The sequence below is a fragment of the Secundilactobacillus similis DSM 23365 = JCM 2765 genome, assembly GCF_001311075.1.
In the GTDB taxonomy this organism is placed as follows: Bacteria; Bacillota; Bacilli; order Lactobacillales; family Lactobacillaceae; genus Secundilactobacillus; species Secundilactobacillus similis.
Genome location: NZ_BBAD01000147.1, coordinates 1 through 3,336 on the forward strand (window position 1 = coordinate 1; position 3,336 = coordinate 3,336).

The following is a 3,336-nucleotide window of genomic DNA, read 5'->3' on the forward strand; positions in this document are numbered from 1 at the left end:
GCCGGGCGCTTTCACCGATGTTGCCTTGCACACTGCTCTCAACCCATCTCGCTCCGCACACTAGCATTCATAACCCATGAATTACTGAAACCATCTGCAAATTTATTAAGATTACATTTACAAATCCCATCATACCGCAGTTCTTCACCTTTTTTTACATTTATTGGTTTATCGACTCCCACGGACTTGGTATAATGGGGCTAACTGGGTAAAGGCCTTATTTTCAATATTGAATTCAGAAAAGAGATGAACCAGTCTGTGACCATTCACTATCCAAACGGTGCCCGCTACCTGCCTAAGCAAGCAGCGTCACCAAAAATCAAATCAACTTTAACGACCCACGGTGGGCGTGGGATGACCCTTGAACAGGAAATCAACGAAAGTAATCAATACTACCTTGCTAACGATATTGCAGTCATTCACAAGAAACCCACGCCTGTCCAGATCGTTAAGGTCGATTATCCGAAACGAAGCGCTGCCGTTATTCGAGAGGCCTACTTTCGACAGGCTTCAACTACCGATTACAACGGGGTTTATCGTGGCCGCTACATCGATTTTGATGCGAAGGAAACGAAGGAAACGACCCGGTTCCCCCTAGATAATTTTCATCAACATCAAGTTGAGCACATGCGGAGTTGTTTAAAACAAGGTGGCATTTGTTTTGGCCTCATTAAGTTTGTGACGCTTGACCAGTTATATCTACTAAAGGCAAGTGACTTGATCGACTATTGGGATCACCAGGACACGGCCGGTGGTCGCAAATCGATTCCAAAGACAACGTTTGATCAAATTGCCGTTCCAGTTCAGTATCAGTTAAACCCCATCATCGCGTACCTTGATGCGGTTGATAAAGTCATTTAACGCCTTAATCAAAGGAGTCTATCTATGTCAAGTAATCAATCTAATCCGGAGTCACGAACTGCGCGGAACCGAAAACGCAGTCAGCAAAATAAGCAGCACCATTACGTTCGCCGTATTTTCACCTGGTTACTCGGGTTGTTTTTCGTTGGGATCCTGCTTGGTGCCGGGTTATTCTTCTACTACGCACAGGGCGCACCTAATATTACCCAGTCAGCCCTGCAAAGCGATACTTCAACAAAAGTTTATGATTCAAACAACAACGTAATCTCGCGGCTAGGCGCCCAAAACCGAGATTATGTGAAGTCGGATAAGATCCCTGCAACTTTGAAACAGGCCGTGGTTTCAATTGAAGATCGCCGTTTCTATAAGCATCATGGGGTTGACCCTATTCGAATTGCCGGCGCCGCGATGGCGAACTTTACCGGTTCTTCCCTTGGCCTTCAAGGTGGGAGTACCTTGACGCAACAACTCGTTAAATTATCGGTCTTTTCAACTTCTAAAGCTGATCAAACGATTAAGCGTAAAGCCCAAGAAGCATGGTTGGCAATTAAGGTCGAACAAAAATACAGTAAGTCTCAAATCCTAGAATTTTACATCAACAAAGTTTACATGGGTAACGGGGTTTACGGGATGCAAACTGCCGCGCACTACTACTACGGGCAATCATTGAGTAAATTGAGCCTCGCACAGTTTGCGATGTTAGCTGGAATGCCACAAAGTCCAACCTACTACGATCCAATTCACCACCCCTATTACGCTAAAGAGCGTCGGGATACCGTACTGGATGCGATGGTTAAGAATAAAGTGATCACTTCTCAACAAGCGGCTTCTGCCAAAGCTGAAAGTGTGAAAACTGGATTAGCCAAAACCCATCCGGTCGCAACCATCAACACGACCAATCAAAAGTATATCGATTCCTACTTAAAAGAAGTTTATGCTGAATTGAAGGCTGATGGGTATAACACCAATACCGATGGTTTGAAGGTGTACACCAACCTGAACATGGCCGCTCAAAAGCACCTTTACAGCATCGCCAACAGTGCTAATTACGTTGCTATCCAAGCAATAAATTCCAAGTCGGCGCAACCATGGTCGACCCGAACAACGGGAAAGTCGTTGCAATGTTAGGTGGCCGAAAAGTTGGCAACGTCACCTTCGGCCTCAACCGAGCCGTTCAAACTGACCGGTCGAGTGGATCAACCATTAAACCGCTCATGGATTACGGGCCCGCTATTGAGTATTTGAAATACCCAACTTACCAGCCCGTTCAAGATACCCAGTACTACTATCCTGGTACCAGCCGAGAACTGAACGACTTTGACAACAAGCATGAAGGCACCATCACCATGCGGAAAGCCTTAGTGGAATCTCGGAATATTCCGGCTATCCGGACGTTAAGCGCCGTTGGTATCAGCGATGCAACGAAGTTCCTTGGCAAACTTGGCATGACGTTCTCCAACAAGCTGACGTTGCAAAATGGGATTGGGGCTTACATTTCCACCGAACAAGAAGCAGCTGCTTACGCTGCCTTTGCGAACGGCGGAACGTACTACAAGCCGCATTTGTTAGATCGGGTTGTTACCGCCGATGGTAAGTCACACTCGTACAGTAGCAAAGGAACTCGTGCAATGTCTAAGGCCACTGCCTTTATGATTACTGATATGCTCAAAGGCGTCATCAATAGTAGTAACGGTTCTGGTACTAGCGCTGCCATCTCTGGTCTTTACCAAGCTGGTAAGACCGGGACGACCGCCTACCCTGACGACTACGTTTCCTCCGTTCCAGCCAGCTCCGTCATGGACTCCTGGTTTACGGGTTATACCAAACACTATTCAATGTCAGTTTGGACGGGTTATGATAAACAGTTCCAGGCTGGAAATTATGTGACACAGGATGAAACGAAGATTGCACAAGAAATCTACCGTTCTGAAATGAGCTACGTTTCGCAAAATGTTAGCAACGAAAACTGGACAGCCCCAAGTGATGTGGTTGCCACTTCTAAGAATGGCACAACCGAATATTACGTCTCCGGCTATCCTGGTGACAGTACGACTGCAACTAACGGCTCTACTAGTAACAACTACAGTAGCAGTACCAATAGTAGCGATACGACTGGTAGCAATGAAGTGACGACTAACTCAAGTTCCGAAACTTCAAGTTCAACTGAAAGTTCATCAGTATCAACCGAACAAACGCCAAGCGGCGGCTCCGGTAGTGATGGTAATGCTGATTCGGGTAGCACCCAGACCTCTTCAGCAACCACAACGGATACGAACCGCTCATCCACAACCTCGTCAACAACGGCGACAACGGGTGGCGATAAAGCAACCGCTAAAACTTCAGAATAGGTCTTTGTATCTAAGAAACCCTCGGAATATTTTTTCCGAGGGTTTCTTGTTGTCCTATCGTTTGTGTCCAGCGTAAGCATGCTTAGTTTGTGAAATTCAGTGATTCTGGTTCTCTATAGTGGGAAAA

1 protein-coding gene and 1 pseudogene are annotated in these 3,336 nt (G+C 46.3%); both read left to right on the top strand.

Annotated features, from left to right (window positions below):
- The first annotated feature begins 258 nt into the window (after nt 1–258).
- Nucleotides 259–861 (top strand): Holliday junction resolvase RecU, encoded by a 603-nt coding sequence (recU, locus tag JCM2765_RS16315; protein WP_054737573.1) that lies wholly within the window; start codon nt 259–261, stop codon nt 859–861.
- Between the two features lie 24 nt (nt 862–885).
- A pseudogene (locus tag JCM2765_RS16320) lies at nt 886–3,209 on the top strand (PBP1A family penicillin-binding protein).
- Nucleotides 3,210–3,336: the final 127 nt, after the last annotated feature.